15 protein-coding genes and 1 pseudogene are annotated in these 20,422 nt (G+C 63.6%); 10 read left to right on the top strand and 6 right to left on the bottom strand.

The window, feature by feature from the left end:
* Positions 1–131 precede the first annotated feature (131 nt).
* Positions 132–1,172 (top strand): annotated as a pseudogene (locus AC5QPF_RS21085) (cache domain-containing protein); the annotation flags it as partial.
* 138 nt (positions 1,173–1,310) lie between these two features.
* A complete protein-coding gene (locus tag AC5QPF_RS21080; protein WP_494964223.1) occupies positions 1,311–2,078 on the top strand; it encodes a methyl-accepting chemotaxis protein in 768 nt (255 codons plus the stop codon).
* A gap of 76 nt (positions 2,079–2,154) precedes the next feature.
* On the opposite strand, the gene ppsA is transcribed toward AC5QPF_RS21080, so the two are convergent.
* Together ppsA and gabP are read right to left on the bottom strand one after the other, a co-directional pair.
* Positions 2,155–4,521, bottom strand: coding sequence for a phosphoenolpyruvate synthase (gene ppsA / locus AC5QPF_RS21075; protein WP_494959729.1), 2,367 nt, complete (start codon positions 4,519–4,521; stop codon positions 2,155–2,157).
* 46 nt (positions 4,522–4,567) lie between these two features.
* Entirely contained in the window at positions 4,568–5,956 is a 1,389-nt protein-coding gene (gene gabP, locus AC5QPF_RS21070) for a GABA permease (RefSeq protein WP_494959728.1), read from the bottom strand.
* Between the two features lie 336 nt (positions 5,957–6,292).
* Between gabP and AC5QPF_RS21065 the strand changes: the two genes are divergently transcribed.
* The 8 genes from AC5QPF_RS21065 (at position 6,293) to AC5QPF_RS21030 (ending at position 15,976) form a co-directional block, all read left to right on the top strand.
* A complete protein-coding gene (locus AC5QPF_RS21065; RefSeq protein ID WP_494959727.1) occupies positions 6,293–7,129 on the top strand; it encodes a transporter substrate-binding domain-containing protein in 837 nt (278 codons plus the stop codon).
* 77 nt (positions 7,130–7,206) lie between these two features.
* Positions 7,207–7,977 carry an SDR family oxidoreductase gene (locus AC5QPF_RS21060; protein WP_494959726.1) on the top strand — a complete coding sequence of 257 codons (771 nt, stop codon included), beginning with the start codon at positions 7,207–7,209 and terminating at the stop codon, positions 7,975–7,977.
* Between the two features lie 198 nt (positions 7,978–8,175).
* Positions 8,176–9,108, top strand: a complete 933-nt coding sequence (gene feaR / locus AC5QPF_RS21055; protein WP_494959725.1) for a transcriptional regulator FeaR — start codon at positions 8,176–8,178, stop codon at positions 9,106–9,108.
* Positions 9,109–9,266: 158 nt separating this feature from the next.
* On the top strand, positions 9,267–11,378 hold the full coding sequence (locus AC5QPF_RS21050) for a PQQ-dependent dehydrogenase, methanol/ethanol family (RefSeq protein ID WP_494959724.1): 2,112 nt from the start codon (positions 9,267–9,269) through the stop codon (positions 11,376–11,378).
* A 92-nt stretch (positions 11,379–11,470) separates the two neighbouring features.
* Positions 11,471–12,331: a transporter gene (locus AC5QPF_RS21045; protein ID WP_494959723.1), complete on the top strand. Its 861-nt coding sequence runs from the start codon at positions 11,471–11,473 to the stop codon at positions 12,329–12,331.
* Between the two features lie 154 nt (positions 12,332–12,485).
* On the top strand, positions 12,486–14,504 hold the full coding sequence (locus AC5QPF_RS21040; RefSeq protein ID WP_494959722.1) for a TonB-dependent siderophore receptor: 2,019 nt from the start codon (positions 12,486–12,488) through the stop codon (positions 14,502–14,504).
* Positions 14,505–14,590: 86 nt separating this feature from the next.
* Entirely contained in the window at positions 14,591–15,031 is a 441-nt protein-coding gene (locus AC5QPF_RS21035; protein ID WP_494959721.1) for a glycoside hydrolase family protein, read from the top strand.
* 69 nt (positions 15,032–15,100) lie between these two features.
* Complete coding sequence (locus AC5QPF_RS21030) at positions 15,101–15,976, top strand: LysR substrate-binding domain-containing protein (protein ID WP_494959720.1); 876 nt, start codon at positions 15,101–15,103, stop codon at positions 15,974–15,976.
* Between the two features lie 36 nt (positions 15,977–16,012).
* Here the strand turns inward: AC5QPF_RS21030 and AC5QPF_RS21025 are convergent, their stop codons facing one another.
* The 4 genes from AC5QPF_RS21025 to AC5QPF_RS21010 form a co-directional block, all read right to left on the bottom strand.
* A complete protein-coding gene (locus tag AC5QPF_RS21025; protein ID WP_494959719.1) occupies positions 16,013–16,258 on the bottom strand; it encodes a type II toxin-antitoxin system Phd/YefM family antitoxin in 246 nt (81 codons plus the stop codon).
* A gap of 125 nt (positions 16,259–16,383) precedes the next feature.
* Positions 16,384–17,217: a bifunctional allantoicase/(S)-ureidoglycine aminohydrolase gene (locus tag AC5QPF_RS21020; RefSeq protein ID WP_330075384.1), complete on the bottom strand. Its 834-nt coding sequence runs from the start codon at positions 17,215–17,217 to the stop codon at positions 16,384–16,386.
* Positions 17,218–17,348: 131 nt separating this feature from the next.
* On the bottom strand, positions 17,349–17,972 hold the full coding sequence (locus tag AC5QPF_RS21015) for an START domain-containing protein (RefSeq protein ID WP_494959718.1): 624 nt from the start codon (positions 17,970–17,972) through the stop codon (positions 17,349–17,351).
* Between the two features lie 158 nt (positions 17,973–18,130).
* Complete coding sequence (locus AC5QPF_RS21010; RefSeq protein ID WP_494959717.1) at positions 18,131–20,074, bottom strand: autotransporter domain-containing protein; 1,944 nt, start codon at positions 20,072–20,074, stop codon at positions 18,131–18,133.
* Positions 20,075–20,422 lie beyond the last annotated feature (348 nt).

Genomic DNA, 20,422 nt, shown 5'->3' with positions numbered 1-20,422 from the left:
CCCCGGCCCGCTGTCGCCTCGGGCGGCGGGCTCCTCCTCTTTGTCGAAAGCTCCGGCTCCAGACCTGGCCGCTCACACACTGGCGGCCTTTTTCTTTTCTGCCGGCCACAACAAGAACCCAGAGAGCATCGATGAATATCAAGCATAAACTCACGTGTGCCTTTGCTGTGATTGCAGGCTTACCCATCGCCCTGGTCAGCGTCCTGGTCATCCTCAGCTTGCGGGACGAGGCCAGGGAGCACTTCCTTGACAGCAGCAGCCGGGAGATCCAGCAGGTCGGCAATGCGATGAACCTGTTTTTCCAGGGCATCACGCAAAACGTCGAAGGGCTGGCCTTGCAGCCCGAGGTGACGACGACCGGGACCAACCTCAACAAGTACCAGGCGGCCCATACCGAAAGTGTCCCCCTGGGCGAGCAGGACCAGCGTGTGATGGACATGGTCGACCGCCTGGGCCGCTCCCATCCCGACTATGCCTACGTGTCCTATGGTGTCGCTGATGGCGGGCATGTGAGCTGGCCACCCGGGCAGGTGCTGTCCAACTACGATCCGCGCCAGCGCCCCTGGTACCAGCTGGCCATGGCCAATCCCGGCAAGACGGTGCGCACGGCGCCTTATTACTGGGCAGGTGACGACGCCGTGCTGGTCAGCACCGTGCGTACGGTCAGCAACCAGTTGGGCAGCATGGGCGGGGTCATCAATATCGACGTCTCGCTCAAGGGGCTGACCAGCATCATCAAGCAGATCACCCTGGGCGAAAGCGGGTACCTGATGTTGGTGGAGAAAAGCGGCAACGTGATGGTCGACCCTCGCAATCCCGAGCATAACTTCAAGCCGTTGCAGGGGTTCGGCCAGGGCTATGCCGAGCTGGCCAGTGCCGGGGAGGGGCTGGTCGAGGTGATGCTCGACGGCAAGCCGTTCATGGCCAACGTGCAGCCCGACCCGCGGCTGGGCTGGACCTTCATCGGGCTGGTTGCGCAAGACGAGGTGATGCAGGCGACGACCCGCCTGACCTGGCTGATCGTTGGTATCGCGCTGGTTCTCGCGGGTATTTTCGCGGTGGCAGGCGCTGCCTTTGCGACGCTGATCGTGCGGCCCATCAACAGCGTTTCCAGCGGCCTGGAAGACATCGCCCAGGGGCAGGGCGACCTGACCCGCAGCCTGAGTATCCGCGGCCGTGACGAAACCGCGCAGCTGGCGAGCTGGTTCAACCAGTTCCTTGAGGCGATCCGCAGCCTGATCCAGGGCATCGCTGGTGCTGCCGGGCGAATCCTCACCACCTCGGCCAGCAGTACCCGGGTTTCCGGTGACATGGCCGATGCCGCCAACCGCCAGCGGGAAGCGGTGGACATGGTCTCCACCGCGTTCCACGAGATGGTCGCCACCGCCAACGAGGTAGCGCGCTCCTGCAGCCAGGCGGCGCAGTCGGCGGACAGTGGCCAGCAACAGGCACGGGAGGGCCAGGAGGAGATCGATGCCGCGGTGCACAGCGTCCTGCGCCTGAGCCAGGAGATCGAGCAGTCGGCGCAGGCGATCCAGCAACTGGAGCGCGACAGCAACGACATCCAGTCCATCCTCGGCACCATCCGCTCGATTGCCGAGCAGACCAATCTGCTGGCGTTGAATGCGGCGATCGAGGCGGCGAGGGCGGGTGAGCAGGGGCGCGGGTTTGCGGTGGTGGCCGATGAAGTGCGGGCGCTGGCCAAGCGCACGGCCGATTCCACGGCGGAAATCGACGGTTTGCTGGGCAACCTGGCCAGCCGCACGGCACAGGTGGCCGGGCAGATGCATGCCAGCCTTGAGGTTTCCAGCGAGTCGGTGGGGCGTATCGGCAAGGCGAGCGAGCGTTTCGGGCAGATCCGTGAGTCGGTCGACGTAATCCGCGACATGAATACGCAGATCGCCACGGCTGCGGAAGAGCAGCACCAGGTGGCCGAGGAGATTCATCGGCATATCGGGCAGATTCATGGGGATGCGCAGTTGGTGGCGGGGTTGGCGGCGTCGGCGCAGGAGGATTCGCGGAGCCTGGCGGTGCTGTCGGGGGAGCTGGATCTGTTGGTGCGGCGGTTCCGGACTTAGGAGGCTTGTCGTGTGACGAACCACTGCGAAGGACCGCTGTGCGGTCCTTCGCAGGCAAATTGCGACGCTCTTTCGATTAGAGTCCTTCAGCCAGGAACAACCAGGTCTCGATCACCGAGTCCGGATTCAGCGACACACTGTCGATCCCTTGCTCCATCAGCCACCTGGCCAGGTCCGGATGGTCCGAAGGACCCTGGCCGCAGATACCAATGTACTTGCCCGCCTTGTTGCACGCCTGGATGGCGTTGGCCAGCAGCTTCTTCACCGCAGGATTACGCTCGTCGAACAAGTGCGCGATGATCCCCGAGTCGCGGTCCAAGCCCAGGGTCAGCTGGGTCAGGTCGTTGGAGCCGATGGAGAAGCCGTCGAAGTACTCCAGGAACTCGTCCGCCAGGATGGCGTTGGACGGCAGTTCGCACATCATGATCACGCGCAGACCGTTGACGCCACGGCCCAGGCCGTTCTCGGCCAGCAGGTCGACCACCTGGCTGGCTTCGCCCAGGGTACGCACGAACGGCACCATGATCTCGACGTTGGTCAGGCCCATCTCGTTGCGCACACGCTTCAGCGCGCGGCATTCCAGCTCGAAGCAGTCACGGAACGACTCGCTGATGTAGCGCGACGCACCGCGGAAGCCCAGCATCGGGTTCTCTTCTTCCGGCTCGTACAGCTTGCCGCCGATCAGGTTGGCGTATTCGTTGGACTTGAAGTCCGACAGACGCACGATGACCTTTTTCGGCCAGAAGGCCGCGGCCAGGGTGCTGATGCCCTCGACCAGCTTCTCGACATAGAAGTCGACCGGATCGTTGTAGCCGGCGATACGCTTGTCGACGCTGTCCTTCAGGTCTTGCGGCAGGCCCGCGTAGTTCAGCAGTGCCTTCGGGTGCACGCCGATCATGCGGTTGATGATGAATTCCAGGCGGGCCAGGCCCACGCCGGCGTTCGGCAGCTGGGCGAAGTCGAAGGCGCGGTCCGGGTTGCCGACGTTCATCATGATCTTGAATGGCAGGTCGGGCATGGCGTCGACCGAGTTCTGACGCACGTCGAAGCCCAGTTCGCCTTCGAAGATGAAGCCGGTGTCGCCTTCGGCGCAGGACACGGTGACGCCCTGGCCGTCTTTCAGGACCTGGGTGGCGTTGCCGCAACCCACGACTGCCGGAATACCCAGCTCACGGGCGATGATCGCCGCGTGGCAGGTACGGCCGCCGCGGTTGGTGACGATGGCGCTGGCACGCTTCATCACCGGTTCCCAGTCCGGGTCGGTCATGTCGGAGACCAGCACGTCGCCTGGCTGGACCTTGTCCATTTCCGAAACGTCGTGGATCACGCGGACCTTGCCGGCGCCGATGCGCTGGCCGATGGCGCGGCCTTCGACGAGGACGGTGCCCTTCTCTTTCAGCAGGTAGCGTTCCATCACGTTGGCGCTGGAACGGCTCTTCACGGTCTCGGGACGGGCCTGGACGATATACAGCTGGCCGTCGTCGCCGTCTTTTGCCCACTCGATGTCCATCGGACGCTGGTAGTGCTTCTCGATGATCATCGCCTGCTTGGCCAGCTCGCTGACTTCGGCGTCGGACAGGCAGAAGCGTGCGCGGTCGGCGCGGTCGACATCGACGGTCTTGACCGAACGACCGGCCTTGGCTTCGTCGCCGTAGACCATCTTGATCGCCTTGCTGCCCAGGTTGCGGCGCAGGATGGCCGGGCGGCCGGCTTCGAGGGTGTTCTTGTGGACGTAGAACTCGTCCGGGTTCACGGCGCCTTGTACGACGGTTTCACCCAGGCCGTAGGCACCGGTGATGAAGACCACGTCGCGGAAGCCGGATTCGGTATCGAGGGTGAACATCACGCCCGCCGTTCCGGTTTCCGAACGCACCATGCGCTGCACGCCGGCGGACAGGGCCACCAGCTTGTGGTCGAAGCCCTGGTGCACGCGGTAGGAAATGGCGCGGTCGTTGAAGAGGGAGGCGAAGACTTCCTTGGCAGCGCGGATCACGTTGTCCACGCCGCGGATATTGAGGAAGGTTTCCTGCTGGCCGGCGAAGGACGCGTCCGGCAGGTCTTCGGCGGTGGCGGAGGAACGCACGGCCACGGCCATGTTGTCGTTGCCGTTGGCCATTTCGGCGAAGGCGGTGCGGATTTCGGCGTCCAGGCGAGCCGGGAATTCGGCTTCCATGACCCACTGGCGGATCTGCGCGCCGGTCTTGGCCAGGGCGTTGACGTCGTCCACGTCCAGGGCGTCGAGGGCCGCGTGGATCTTGTCGTTCAGGCCGCTCTGTTCGAGGAAGTCACGGTACGCCTGAGCCGTAGTGGCAAAGCCGCCGGGGACCGATACGCCGGCGCCCGCGAGGTTACTGATCATCTCGCCCAGGGATGCGTTCTTGCCCCCCACATGCTCCACATCATGGACGCCGAGCTTATCGAGGGACACTACATACTCAACCACGTTTGACTCTCCGGTAGGTGTTGCGGGTACAGGTGCATCCTGCCGGTCATTCCGGCAGCGCCTTGGACGGGTGCAGCGCAGGGTGCGGCGCCTTGCGCGAATTCAGCAGTCCCAGGCAGATGATCAGGGTTGCCAGCAGCCCGGTGGCGATGATTTCCGAGCGGTAGGCCGGGATGAAGAACATGCTCACCAGTGCCCCGCCGATGAACAGGATCACCATCCAGGTCAGCCACGGGAACAGCCACATGCGGAACTCCAGGGTGGCGCCGGCGGCCAGCATCTTCTTGCGCAGGCAGAGCTGGGAAACCGCGATCACCAGGTAGACCAGCAACGCCACCGCGCCCGAGGTCGAGAGCAGGAACTTGAACACGTTCTCGGGGGCGAAATAGTTGATGAAAGTCGCCACCACACCCAGCACGGTGGTGCAGGCCACGGCGGCAAAGGGCACCTTGGCCCGGTTGACGCGCTGCAGGAAGCGCGGGGCGTCGCCGCGACGGGCCAGGGAAAAGAGCATCCGCGAACCGGTGTAGACCTGCGAGTTCATGCAGCTGGCAACCGCCAGCAGGACCACGACATCGATGATCAGCTTGGCATTGGGGATCTGCATCAGCTCCAGCGCGCGCTGGAAGGAGCCGACCTGCGGCAGGCGAGGGTCGTCCCACGGCACGATGGACAGGATCAACACGATGGACAGCAGGTAGAACACGCAGATGCGCCACACCACCGAGTTGGTCGCACGGGTGATCTGCCGGGCCGGATTCTTCGATTCGGCCGCGGCGATGGTGACCACCTCGGCGCCGATGAAACTGAACATGGTGGTGAGCATCGCCCCGACGATCGCCCCCGCACCGTTCGGCGCAAAGCCGCCATGCTCGGCGAGCAGCCGGCCCAGGCCGCTGACTTCGCGTTCGGGCAGCAGGCCCATGAGCGCGGCGGTGGCGAGTGCGATGAAGGCAATGATGGCGATGATCTTCAACAGCCCGAACCAGAACTCGAACTCACCGTAGCGGGCGACGCTGAAGAAGTTCGAGCAGGTCAGCAGCAGGATCAGGGACGAAGCGATGACCCAGGTGTCCACGGCCGGCACCCAGGCGTTGATGATGTTTGCGGCGGCGATGGCTTCCAGGGGAATCGCCAGGACCCAGAACCACCAGTACAGCCAGCCGATGCTGAAGCCGGCCCAGGGACCGATGGCTCGGTCGGCGTAGGTGGAAAACGACCCGGTGTCCGGCGAGGCCACCGCCATCTCACCCAGCATGCGCATCACCAGCACGACCAGCGCACCGGTGAAGACATAGGCCAGGAGTACGGCGGGGCCGGCCTTGGCGATGGCATGCCCGGAGAAGACGAACAGGCCGGCGCCGATCACGCCGGCGATCGACAACATGGTGACGTGGCGCTGCTTGAGCCCGGGTGCGAGTGAAGAATTGGACATGGATAGACTCGTTGATTGTTATTGGAGCGTTCTGATCCGTTGGCGCAGGCAAGCAGGGCTCGCAAGGCCGGGAAGGTCATGGTTGTGGGAGGTGATTCCGCGCCCGGCCCACTGATCCGACCAGTGTGATGGGAAAACTTTGGTGAGTTAAATCCATTTCTTCTTGCGCTTATATGCTGTTTTTCTTTCGTATATCTGCCGATCGGAATGCCAAATAAACCCTGTTGACAGGCCGTATCTTAGTTTTTATTTTGAGTGCAGTCATGCACACAAAATAGCATGCATCTATGCGCCGTACCTTCCTGCCAAAAACAATCAATATCAGTGAGGTCCACTATGGTTCGTTCAATCTCTTCAGCCCTGAAGGCTTTCGTCGTCTGTGCCGGTCTTTCTGCCGGCCTGCTTGGGCAGTCCGTTGCGCAGGCAGCCGACACCTCGTTATGGAAGGACGTGCAGAGCGCCGGGGTACTGCGCTGCGGTGCCGCCGTCGCGGCGCCTTATGTGATGCGTGATGCCAAGACCAGTGCCTACAGCGGCTATTTCGTCGACCTGTGCCGGGACTTCGGCGAGCGCGTGCTGAAGGTCAAGGTGGAGTTCGTCGACACCAACTGGGACAACCTGGTGGCCGGGCTGCAAAGCAGCAAATGGGACCTGGCCATGGCCCTCAACCAGACGCCCGAGCGGGCACTGGCGGTGGCCTTCAGCGTGCCGGCGACCGACTACCAGGTCTCCCTCCTGGTGAACAAGGACAACCCCAAGCTGGCCGACGTCAAGGATGATATCTCTGCGCTGGACAAGCCCGAGCTCACCTTTGCGGTGATGTCGGGGACCGCCCAGGACAAGGCGATTTCCTCCGTGATCAGCAAGGGCAGGATCATGCGCCTGCCAGGCATGGATGAAGCCCGCCTGGCGGTGATGTCCAAGCGCGCCGACGTGCTGGTGGATGCCAGCGACACCAACCACCTGTTCGCCCTGGCCAACCCGGGCTGGACCCGGGAGATCCTGCCCAAGCCGGCCCTGGCCAAGCAGGGGGTATCGTTCGGCGTGCGCCGCGACATTTCGCCCGCCGATCTCCAGGTGCTCAATATCTACCTGAGCCAGCGCCGCGAGACGGGCGAGATCCAGAAACTCGTCGACAAGGCCTCGACCGAAGCCAACGCCGAAGTGAAGTAAGGCTGCATTGCGCAATGCCGCGTGCTGGATCCGGCACGCGGCATTTCTCTATTTCCAGGAAAGAAAGGTGAGTACAGATGGCTGATTCCAAGCGTCCCCTCGATGGGCAGACAGTCCTGGTAACCGGCGCCTCCGGTGGTATCGGTGCCGCGATCGTCGAGCAACTGGTCGCCGAGGGCGCACGGGTGCTGATCCATTACAGCCGGGATGAGCAGGGCGCACAGCGCCTGCTCGATCGCGTCGGTGGAGCAGGGTGGGTCGTGCAGGGCGACCTGGCGGACGAGGCCGGGCCGGAGCGTCTGTGGCAGGCCGCCTTGACGCTGTCGGGCGGACGGATCCATGGGTTGATCAACAATGCCGGCATTCGCACCGAGATCCCCCTGGAGGCGCCGGCCGCTGAATGGCGTGCAGCCTGGCGCCGCGAGTTCCAGGTCAACTTCTTCGCCGCCGCCGACCTGAGTCGCGAGGCGGTCCTGCATTTCCGCAGCCAGGGTGGTGGTCGCATCATCACCATGGCCAGTCGCGCGGCCCAGCGCGGCTATGCCGCAGACGCCTTGCCCTACGGCACCAGCAAGGCGGCCCTGATCAACCTGAGCAAGTCCTTGGCGCGCAGCGTTGCCGGGGAGGGCATCGTGTCGGTCGCCATCGCCCCGGGCTGGGTGCGCACGGACATGGCCGAGCAGTTCGTTGCCCAGCACGGCGAGGCGGCGGCGGTTGCCGATATTCCGGTCGGGCGTATGGCCAGCCCGGCGGAAATCGCCGAGTTGGTGGCCTTTGCCCTGCGTCCGTCCCAGGTTTCCCTGAACGGTGCGACGCTGGACGTCAATGGCGGTAGCTATATCCGCTGACCACAGCATTCCTGTGGGAGTCCGCCCAGCCCCGCAGGGCTGGGTGAACTCCCACATAGACCCGCAGCTTCTCGTCACTCCGCAATGGGGTTTCCGATACTTTAATTTCACACTTGACGATTTTTATGTATCGTTAAACGGCTTGCTCTCCCCGAAATTAGATAATATGTTAATTAAAACAATAATCCCGGAGGCGCCATGTTCCTGTCAGCGAACGAGCAGGTCGGATTCGAACGCTGGTGCCAGTCCTTGCGCAGCATCTGCGGCAATTTCAGCACCCTGCCTTCCAGCCTGACCCGTCACTTCATCGGCGAGATCCACAGCCAGACCATCGGTGCCCTGGACACCGCCCATATTCGCACCAACGCGCGGTTGATCAGCCGCGAACTGATCGGCGTCGACAGCGACGACAGCCATTGCTTCCTCATCTACCAGCGCAGCGGCCGCCAGCGTATTCGCCAGGCCGGTATGGAGGTGGAGCTGGGTCCTGAAGACATAGCTTTGGTGGACTCGGCGCGACTGTTCGAGATCGAGCCCCTGGGCCTGGTGGAAAACGTGTCCGTGCACCTCTCGCGAGACATCGTCACCCGCCAGTTCAAGGGCGATAACCTGTTCGGCAAGCTGTCACGCAACAACGTGTCCAGCCGCATGGTGCGCTCGCTGGTGCAATCCATCGGCATGCTCGGCGACGGCGCGGCCAATGGTGACGACGGCCAGGCGATCCAGAGCGCGCTGGTGTCCCTGGTGCTGCCGGCGATGTCCGGGCAAACGCAGGGGGAGGGGCATCTGCTGGAAAGCAACAACCTGTTCGCCACCGCGCTGCGGCTGATCGAGGAATCCCTGCAGGATATCGATCTGGGGCCGGCGTACCTGGCGGACCAGTTGCACACCTCGGTGCGCAGTCTTTACCGGCTGTTCGAGGAGCAGGGCGAAAGCGTCTCGCGTTACATCCTGCGCACTCGCCTGACCAAAGTGGCCCACGACCTGTGCAGCCACACCCTGCGCAGCCAGTCGATCACCCAGATCGCCTTCAAGTGGGGCTTTGTCGATGTCGCCCATTTCAGCCGGGCGTTCAAGCGCCAGTTCGAGGTTTCCCCCCGCGATTACCGGGCTCACGCCTTCCAGGTGTGAGCCTTGGCGAAAAATGCCAACTGCGTTGGCGGTCACAGTCAAGCGCAGTCCTGCGGCAGATTTTCTAATACCCCTACAAAGCCTAGTGCGAGACCCACGGCCTCAGCCTGTGCCGTGGGCGCATAACAACAATAATGTGTCGCTGGAGTCCGAAACACATGAAAACCCTCTTTCTGCTGGCGGGTCTCCCGTTGTTGCTGTCATCCCTGCCTGCTGCGGCGGCAGACGGCAGCCACCCTGCCCAGGTCGATGCGAAACGCCTGACCAACGCCAACCTCGAACCCGGCAACTGGATGAGCCACGGTCGTACCTACGACGAACAGCGCTACAGCCCGCTGGACGCCGTGAACGACAAGAACGTCAGCCAGCTCGGCATGGCCTGGACCACCCGGCTGGACATCGACAGCGGCACCGAAGCCACGCCCATCGTGGTCGACGGGGTGATGTACACCACCGGCGCGTTCAGCATCGTCTACGCGATGAACGCGGCGACCGGCGAGATGCTGTGGAAGTACGATCCCCATGTTCCGCCGGAAAACCTCAGCCAGGGTTGCTGCGGCCCGGTCAACCGCGGTGTCGCGGTGTGGGAGGGCAAGGTCTACGTCGGCAGCTTCGACGGGCGCCTGATCGCCCTCGACGCGGCCACCGGCAAGGAAGTCTGGTCGGTGGACACGGTCATCGACCGCAAGAAGAGCTACTCCATCACCGGCGCGCCACGCATCGTCAAGGGCAAGGTGCTGATCGGCAACGGCGGCGCCGAGTTCGGCGTGCGTGGCTATGTCACCGCCTACGATGCCGAAACCGGCAAGCAGGCCTGGCGCTTCTACACCGTGCCGGGCGACCCGAAGCTGCCGCCGGAAAACCCGGCGATGGCCATGGCCCTGAAGACCTGGACCGGCGACGGCTGGGTGAAGTGGGGCGGTGGCGGCACGGCCTGGGACTCCATGGCCTACGACTCGGACCTGGACCTGCTGTACATCGGCACCGGCAACGGTTCGCCGTGGAACTACCAGTTCCGCAGCCAGGGCAAGGGTGACAACCTGTTCGTCTCGTCGATCCTGGCCCTGCGCCCGGACACCGGCGAGTACGTCTGGCACTACCAGGTCACGCCGCAGGACCGCTGGGACTACACCGCGACCCAGCACATCATCCTCGCCGACATCAAGGTCGACGGCCAGGTGCGCAAGGTGCTGATGCAGGCGCCGAAGAACGGCTTCTTCTACGTGCTCGACCGCACCAACGGCAAGCTGCTGTCAGCGAAGAACTACGTGCCGGTTAACTGGGCCAGCGAGATCGACCTGAAGACTGGCCGTCCGGTGCTGACCGGTGCTGCGGACTACTCCAAGGAGCCCAAGGTCGTACAGCCGAGCTTCCTCGGTGGCCATAACTGGCACCCGATGTCCTACAGCCCGAACACGGGTTACGTGTACATCCCTGCCCAGCACACCCTGGCCGAGCTGAAGGCTGCGAAAGAGCCGATGTTCTTCCCCAACAAATCGGTCCTCAACTTCGGCCTGGACGTACCGGATCTGCCGGAAGATCCGAAGGCCTTCAAGCAGATCCGCGATGCCTGGACGGGTGAGCTGATCGCCTGGGACCCGGTCAAGCAGGCTCCGGCCTGGAAGCAGGAATATGCCAGCGCTGGCAACGGCGGGACCCTGGCCACTGCGGGCAACCTGGTGTTCCAGGGGACTGCGGATGGCCGTGTGGTGGCCTACAGCGCCGACAAGGGCGAGAAACTCTGGGAGCACCGCGCCAACTCCGGCGTGATGGCCGGGCCGATCACCTACACCGTGGGTAACGACCAGTACGTGGCGTTTTCCGTAGGCTGGGGTGGGATTCTTCCATTGCTCACGGGCTCTCTGACCAACAAGGCCAAGGTCCAGTCAGAGTCGCGGATCATCGCCTTCAAGCTCGGCGCCAAGGGTGAATTGCCGCCGCCGCGCCAGGCGCCGGTATTCCCCAATGTCGACCTGCCGCTGACAGCGAGCACGGATCAACTGAAGCAGGCGAGAAACATGTTCAACGGCCTCTGCGCCGGCTGCCATGGCCTGAATGCGGTGGCTGGCGGCGTGGTGCCGGACCTGCGCTACCTGACCAAGGAAAAGCACGAAGCCTTCCCGGCCTTCGTCAGCGGCGCGCTGATCTACCGCGGTATGCCGAACTTCTCCGACATCCTCAAGCCCGAGGACATGGAGTTGATCCGCCAGTACCTGGTCAAGCGCACCCATGACCTTCAGGCCGAACTGAAGACCAGCACCGCCAACTAAGACCGACTTGTCCGAAATCACCCAGGCGACCCCTGAAAATGGGGTCGTCCGGGGCTCTGCATGCCAACAAAAACAACAACGAGAGCTCACTCATGAAGATCATCCGTCCTTCGACCCTCGCCACCGGCCTGGCCCTGTTCGGTGTTTCCCTCGCAGCCCTGGCCGACGTCAAGCCTGATCCCGGCGACTACACCGCGCTGCCCAAGGGCACCGACGTGGTCGTGCTCTATCAACAGAACCCGCGGGGCGACAAGGTCTACTCGGGCGGCAAGAAGGTCGCCGATGATCTCGATCTGGACATGACCGTCGGCGTGCTGCGCCTGATTCACTTCACCGATTTCTTCGGCACCGGGTACACCTGGGACCCGCAGATCGTCATTCCCTTCGGCCAGCAGGACATCGGTGCCACGCACACGAAGAATTCCGGGCTGGGCGACATCACCTTCGGCGGCACCCTGTGGACCATCGCCGACCTTGAGCGCAACGAACACCTGGGCTGGTCGGTGTTCTTCACCGCACCCACCGGCAGCGACAAGAACGAAGGCTTCGCCCTCAGCAACAACCGCTGGGCGGTGGACCTTCAGGCCGGCTACATCAAGGGCCTGACCGACAAGATCACCTGGGATGTGATCGCCGAGGCTGAGTTCTATGAAAAGCAGCGCTCTACTGATGCCAAGAAGGACACGCTGTTCCAGTTGCACAACCACTTGCGCTACAACTTCACCCCCGAGACCTATGCGGCGATCAGCTATCGCCACAACTGGGGTGCCCGCGAGACCCTCGATGGCGTGACCCTGGCGACCAGCCACGACAACGGCACCGTCGGTTTCACCGTGGCGACCATGGTCAGCAAGCAGTTGCAGGTGCTGGGGCAGGTGATGCATGACACCTCGGTGCGCGAGGGGGTGAAGATCGACAATTCGCTGCAATTCAGGGTGGCGTATTTCTATTGAGTCGGTACTGTCGGGGCCGCCTTGCGGTCCCCGAGTTCCTACTAAAGAGTGACCCACCTAAGTACCCCGTGCTTCTTACTCCCGCTTACTAGCCTTGTGCCCACCTCTTGCGTATGGTCCGACCAATCCCCCGGGACCTGATGGAACACCCCTGATGAAAAACAACCAACGGCAACGCGCCGCACAGCGCCGCGCAGCCCTCGGCGCATTGCTGCTGACCTCCACCGGCGCCCTGGCCGACAGCCCCGTCGAAGTCGAGCCGGTGGTGGTCAGTGCCACCCGTACCGGTGATGAGTGGGCCCAAGCCGCACTGTCCGCCAGTGTCGTCGACGCCGCCGACAGCCGAGGCGAACAGGCGCTGACCCTCGGCAACCTGCTATCCAGCGTGCCGGGCGTGGTGGTGCAGAGCCGCTACAACGCCGCCCAGGGCCTGCGCCCGGCGATTCGCGGCTTCGGTTCGCGTTCCAGCTTCGGTGTGCGCGGTATTCGCGTGCTGGTGGACGGCGTGCCACTGACCATGCCCGACGGCCAGACCGAACTGGACGGCTTCGACCTCGGCCTGGTGGAGCGCATCGAAGTGCTGCGCGGTCCGGCGGCCGTGCTCTATGGCAACGGCGCGGGTGGCGTATTGGCGATCAATACCCGGGAGCCGAGCGAGCAGCCGAGCGTCGGCGGCGATGTCAGCTTCGGCAGCTACGGCTTTCGCCGGCAGAGCGTCGAAGCCAGTGGCACGCAAGGCAATGTCGGCGCGCTGCTGGCGCTGAGTTCGACCCAGTCGGAGGGCTATCGCCAGCACGCCACCAGTGAGGCCAACAACCTTACCGGCAAGGTGCGCTGGTGGGGCGAGACGGGGCGCCTGGCGCTGACGATGCATGCGCTGGACAACCGCTCGGAAGACCCGGGCGGATTGACCCTTGGCCAGGCACGTGCCGATCGCGATCAGGCACGGCCGCAAAGCCTGTCGTTCGACTCGGATGAGCGCATCACCCAGCAACGCCTGTCGCTGGTGTGGGATGGCCAGCCGCAGGGCGAAGACACCTACCAGATCCGCAGCTATGTCGGGCAACGGGATTTCGAAAACCGCCTGCCCCTGGCCGCCAACGGCCAGACCAGCTACGAGCGCCTGTTCGGCGGCGTCGGTGCCAACTACACCCATGTCGCCGACTGGTTCGGCCTCAAGCACAAGCTCACCTTCGGCGGCGACCTCGAATCCCTGCGCGACGACCGTGATCGCAACAACAACGTCATCGGTGGCGAGAAGGGTGCATTGACGTCCCGCCAGCGCGAGGAAGCCCGCAGCCTGGGTCTGTTCATCGAAAACCAGACCGAGCTGACCGAGAACTGGCTGCTCAGCCTCGGCCTGCGCCACGACACGGTGCGCCTGAGTGTCGACGATCATTTCCTGCGTGACGGCGACGACTCCGGCAAACGCAACCTGCGCGACCTCAACTACAGCGTCGGCCTCAGCTATCGCCTGGACCCGTACCACACCGTCTACGCCCGCGTCGCGACCTCCTTCGAGACTCCCACGGTCAGCGAGCTGGCCAACCCTAATGGTGGTGGTTTCAACAGCAGCCTGGAGCCGGCGGAAGCGCTCAACCAGGAAATCGGCTTCAAGGGCGAGACGGCCCACTGGCGTTACGAAGCCGTTGTTTATCGCATCGACACCCGCGACGAGCTGGTGCCTTATGTCGATGGCCGGACCTTCTACCGCAATGCCGGCTCCACCCGCCGCGACGGGCTGGAACTCAGCGCTCGCTGGCAGCCCGACGAACATTGGCAACTGACCACGGCCTACAGCCTCAACGACTACAGCTACCGCAGCTTCGACAATGCCGACGGTAATCGCCTGCCCGGAATCCCGGTACAGAGCCTGTTCGGCGAGCTGAGCTACAGCCGCGACAACTGGTACGCACGGCTCAACACCTCGGTATTCGACCGCCAGTACGCCGACAGTGGCAATACCGCGCGGGTCGGCGGCTACGCGCTGGTCAACCTGCGCCTGGGGATGCAGCTCAAGGGCTGGGCCGAGAACGTGGAGCCCTACGTGGGGCTGGATAACCTGACGGACCGTCGCTACTACGACAACCTGCGCATCAACGACAACGGCGGCCGTTACTACGAACCCGCCCCTGGCCGCACCGGCTACGTCGGGATGAAGATCCGCTTCTGAGCAGGGGCATTGTGCTATCGCGCGTCATGGTGTCTGGGTTAGCCTGAGTCACCGTTGTTCCTCTTTTTCATGCAAGGAGCTGGATCATGCGCTTGTCCCCGTCTTCGCTGGACCTGATCAAACGCCGTACCGGACTGACCCTCAAGGCCCACCAGGATCCCCAGGGCACCTGGTTCATCGGTTACCAGCATTACGGCGATGTGCATGATGGCATGGAGATTACCGAGGAAGAGGCGCAGGCCAAGCTCGAACAGGAAATCGATCGTATCGAACCGCTGCTGGCCGGCCTGCTCAAGGTCCAGGTGAACCCGGGGCAGTGGGATGCCCTGGTCATGCTGGTGTTCGACTTCGGCTTTGCGCGCTTCCGTAGCTCGATGCTGCTGCGTCATGTCAACAACGGTGACTTCGAGCGGGCCGCCACGGAGTTTCCGAAGTGGAACCAGCTGGGCGGGCGGCCGAATGCGACGATGATGCGGCGGCGGGATATCGACCGGCAGGTGTTTCTCTCGGGCCAGGTCCCGGCCTGAGGCGCTGTTGTCGTTGGGTGGATCGCCGTGCTACAAGCGCGGTACCGCATTCGATTCGCAAATCCGCCCATGACTTCCATTCCGAAACCCACTAGAACCCTGTTCGACCTCGACCTGCTCCGTGCCATCGTCGTGGTCGCCGATTGCGGCAGCTTCACCACTGCCGCCTCCCGCCTGCATTCCACCCAATCCACCATCAGCCAGAAGGTTCGCCGCCTGGAGGACATGGTCGGTCATCGCCTGCTGGAGCGCGGCAACCGCGAGGTGCTGCCTACCGACGCCGGGCAGACCCTGCTGGGCTACGCCCGCCACATGCTGGCGCTGAACGACCAGATGCTCGAAGCGCTGGCCGGGGCGACGGTGGGGATGACCGTGCGCCTGGGGGTGCCGGAGGATTTCGTCGGTGGTCGCACCACCAATGCGCTGTCGGCGTTCAACCGCAAGCACCCGCAGGTCAAGCTGGAGGTCACCAGCGGCCTGTGCCGCGATATCGCCCAGAGCTACGACAACGGCGAGCTGGACCTGGTCCTGCTCAAGCAGCGGCGCAACGGCCGGGAAGGGGTGGCCAACTGGTCGGAGGAACTGGCCTGGATCGACAGTGCGAAGCATCCGGCGCTGGAGCAGGACCCGATCCCGCTCGTGACCTTTCCACCCCGTGGGTTGTACCGCGACGAGATCATCAATGCTGTAGAGGCGCTGGGGCGACGCTGGCGGATCGCGTTCACCAGTTCCAGCCTGAGCGGGATCCAGGCGGCGGTGGCCGATGGCATGGGCATCAGCCTGCTGCCGCCGCGGGCGGTGACCGGGGAGCATCGGGTGTTGGGGGAGGGGGATGGATTGCCGGTGGTGGACAGCTACGAGATCGTGGTGGTGCACCGGGGGACGGCGGAACCGATGGTGAAGGAGCTGGGGGCGGTGCTGGCGAAGGTGCTGGATCAGCAATAAAGCTGCGGTCAGCGCTTGCCCGCTGATATCGCGAGCTTACAGGTCATCCAGCCCCACCGGGATGGATACCTCATTGGCACGAGACTTTGCAGTTTCGACCAGTTCCATGTCTTCCAGACGCTCCATAATGGCCTCGTACAATTCTGCGGGAACCATATAGCCCATCACCCGGTTGTGATCGAGTACCGCAACCGGCATTCCTTCTGCGCCCGCCAGAACCCCGGAAGGGTTCTTCTTCAGTTCAGAAACGCTGACCGCGACGTCGGCAAGAATGTTTTGCATAGATAAGCCCTCAGATTTGGTCGTTACTCTGGTCTTCCTCTACCAGACAAGCAACCACCATCAGGAAACAAAAAGCCCGCCTTCGACAGGCGGGCTTTTCATTCAGGCTGCTGGCGCAGTCGGCATCAACGCTTCGGATTCAGCGTCAGGTGCACGTTGCGGTTCACATCCTTGTACAGCAGGTAGCGGAACGGGCCTGGGCCACCGGAGTAGCAGGCCTGTGGGCAGAAGGCGCGCAGCCACATGAAATCGCCGGCTTCCACTTCGACCCAGTCCTGGTTCAGGCGATACACCGCCTTGCCTTCCAGCACGTACAGGCCGTGTTCCATGACGTGGGTTTCGGCGAACGGAATCACGCCGCCCGGCTGGAAGGTCACGATGTTGACGTGCATGTCGTGGCGCATGTCGGCCATGTCGACGAAGCGGGTGGTGACCCAGGCGCCATCGGTGCCCGGCATCGGGATCGGGGTGATGTCCTGTTCGTTGGTGACGAACGCTTCCGGATGCGGCAGGCCTTCGACGGCTTCGTAGTGCTTGCGGATCCAGTGGAAGGTGACGTTGGCGTTGCTGTTGTTGCGCAGGCTCCACTCGGCAGCCGGCGGGATGAAGGCGTAGCCACCCGGCTTGAGGGTGTGGTTCTTGCCCTGCAGGGTGATGTCGACTTCACCTTCGACGACGAACAGCACCGCTTCGGCGTTCTTGTCCAGCTCAGGACGCTCGCTGCCGCCTTCCGGCGCCACTTCGACGATGTACTGGGAGAAGGTTTCGGCGAAACCGGACAGCGGGCGGGCGATGACCCACATGCGCATCTTGTCCCAGAAGGGCAGGTGGCTGGTGACGATGTCGCGCATCACGCCTTTCGGGATGACGGCATAGGCTTCGGTGAACATCGCACGGTCTGTCAGCAGCTCGGTCTGAGCCGGGTGCCCGCCGTGAGGGGCGAAGTAGGATTTCGACATGGACAGTCTCGAAAGGTGTTTGTTGTTGTGTCCCCGGGACCGCCTGTAAGGGTGCTACCGGGGCTTGCAGCTCTACAGTATGAGCATCGTGGTGCATCCACAAATTAAATGTTGGAATTCGTGGTATTCGATTACTGAATGGGTTCCCCGGTGCGAATACCTTGGCGCTCGGCCACGGCCCGCAAGGTCTTCAGGGTGATCATCGGTGCGTCGATCACGAACTGGTTGGCCAGCCAGCCAGGGATGTCGCCGGCGGGGTCGGCCTGCATTTCGTAGATCACTTCGGTTTCCTGTTCGCTCTTGGGGATCATCCGCCACAGGCCCTGCAACCGGGTGACGCGGATCTGGTCCGGTTCTCGCGGGACCATGCCGGGCACGGCGGTCAGTTGGCGGACCAGGCTGCCATCCTCGGCGCGCTCGGTGTGTACCTTGAGCACCATGTCGCGGGTACCGGCGGGCCAGGGCAGGGCGGTGGTGAGGTAGACCCAGGTATCGTCGCCCTCGACCTTGAGCAGGCGCATGTCGGCGCAGGCGTACAGCCACTTGCAAGCGACCCGGAGGTTTTCCTGGAGGTCGCTCAGGGTGCGCACGTCGGCCATGATCGTGGTGACGCCGCGGAAGCTCTGGTATTTGGAGCCGGGGACGTCGCGCAGGTAGACCTGGATGCCGGCCTCTTCATGGGCCAGGTGCCAGGGCTCGGCGGCCTGGGTGGTGCCTAGACAGAAGGCCAGGGCCAGGAAGAGGAGGCGGTGCATGATGGGCGGTCTGCTTGAGTGGTTGTCTCAGGATAGTTGGGATTTGTGTCGGTCATTCGGGCCTCATCGCGGGCAACGCCCGCTCCCACAAGGACGGCGGGCACCGCAAAAACAGTGGGAGCGGGCGTTGCCCGCGATGAGGCCCTGAAGGACAGCGCTCAGAACATCCACTGCACCCCAAGCGAATACCCCGCCTGATTGCCCTCGTCATGGGCAAACCGGCTGTTGGCCTCGGCGAACACTCCCAACTGCTCGGTGACCATCCATTGCGCACCCAACTGTGCACGCCCGAAACTCTTGTCCGCCTCACCCAGCTCTGCCACCCGCACCCGGCCATCGGCACGGCTGGTCAGGTCAATGTCGTCCAGGCGTCCGTCCGCCAACTCGCGCACCCAGCGCACACTCGCATAGGGCTTGACCGCCATACCGCCGCCCAGAGCGAACAGGCCATGCAGGCGCCAGCCAAGGCTGGCCTCCAGCGCGTCATAGTCCTGCTTCTCGACGCCGAGGGCGGTGCGCAGGTCTTGGTCCTCGCTGAAGTCGTCGATGCGGTAGTGGACGTAGTCCAGCCCCGCCACAGGACCGGTCTTCAGCTCGCCGAATTCGAAGTCATGACCGCCGTCGACCCGCGCCCCCCAGAACAGCGCCGAGGTGTCGCCACTCAGGCGCTGGTCCAGCAGCACCGGTCCGCCATTGGCCTGGATGAACACCGAGCGGTGGGTATCGAAGCGGGTATGTCCGGCACTCAGTTCGCCGGCCAGCCAGGTCGGACCGCCATCGTTCAACAGCCCGAAGACCCCGACCTGCCAGGTATCGCCTTCGACCCGGCCACCGTGGTCGAGCTTGTCGCGGCTGCGCTCGAAGCTGAGGCTGGCGCCGATGCTGGCCATCTCATTCAGGCGATAGTCACCGAGCAGATGCACGCCGATGCGCTTGGACTCCGGATTGCCCGGTGCATCGAAGCCACTGTCGGGCGACACCTCGCCCTCGACCCCCACTTCACCGTCGAAGCTGCCCACCGCCCGCTCGCTGCCGAGCAGGGTCAGCCAGCGCCGGTCGTGCAAGCGGGTCATGGCCTGGTGCTGGCGTTGCAACTGGTCTTCCATCTGCCGCGCCAGGGCGCCACCTGAGGCGGTGGAGGCGAGCAGGTCGGCATTGGTCAGCTCCAGCACCAGGCGCGTCAGCAGCCGGGAGAAGTCCCGCAGGCGTTGGTCGATACGTTCCTGGCCGAAGGCATTGGTCAGTACGGTCTCGTTGTCTTCCGCCGGATCGTGCCAGGTGGAACCACCGGGAATCGCCGGATTGTCGGTCTGCTCGTAGCCATCAAGATCGCCCAGTTCCCAGTTGGTGGCCTCAATGAACAGCACCGGCACGCCCAGCGCATTGAAGCTTTCGCCATCGCTGCAGCAACCGGTACCGGCAGGATAGTCGGCGTTGAGCCCGGGGTTGGTGAACAGGTCGATCTTCAGTTCGCTGGCGATGCGCAGCAACTGGTCGCGGTAGGCGCCGAGGGCCGGGTTGGCCACGGCGTTGCTGCCGGCATGGGCGTACATCTTGTCGCCGGTGATCAGGCTGTCGAGGTTGATCATGCCCAGCAGGTTGGCGCGCTGGCTATCGCTGAGGGCGGCTACATAGGCCCGCGAGCCGCGCAAGCCTTCTTCCTCTGCACCGAAACCGACCACCTCCAGGCCGTTCTCCAGTTGCACGCCACCGAGGTTGCGGGCGATCTCGGTAAGTACCGCGGCGCCGGAGGCGTTGTCGTCAAGGCCCTGCAGGGTCGGACGTCCGAAGTAGGTATCGAAGTGGGCGCCGAGCACCACGTAGTTGCTGCTGGTTCCGGCGGCGGAGGCGATGACGTTCTGCGAGCTGCGGTTGCCGGCCCAGGTGAAGTCCTGGCGGCGGGTCTGGTAGCCGAAGTCCAGGCGCGACTGCATCCAGTCGGCAGCACCGGCGAAGTTGGTGGTGCCGCGGTAGCGTCCGGGGTAGTCGTGGATCAGGCGGTCAAGGGTTTCTGTGGCATAGCCGCCGTAGTCATAGGCATCAGCCTCGGCGGACAACAGGGACGATCCGAGGGCTACAGCGATGGCGAGGGGTTTGAGCACGGCACTTGTCCTTATGTGTCGGTAGGCGGGGCATCTTGGCGATGCGTCGGCGAGTCGACAGCAGGAAATGGGCCGATTTGTGACAGGATTGCCGGATTTGTCCGGTATGGCTCGGGCTATTGGCAGTTCCATCGCCAATGTTTCAAAATCGTTTCAATTCATTGTTTCATTAGATTTCATCTTTATTCAAAAGGAATGGTTTTTGCCGAGGATGGGGGCTGTTCACGGCTTGTTACGCTTTACTGCGCTGCTCTGCGACACCACGCCGCACCCTTACGGCGCCCTGCGCTGGCACCCCTGTCCCCCCCCATGACAAAATGCCGCCCCACAAAAAACCTAGAAATGAAC

The sequence above is a fragment of the Pseudomonas sp. Con_6 genome (assembly GCF_059379395.1).
The sequence above is the reverse complement of the archived record's forward strand: the minus strand, read 5'-3'. Positions and strand labels throughout refer to the sequence as shown.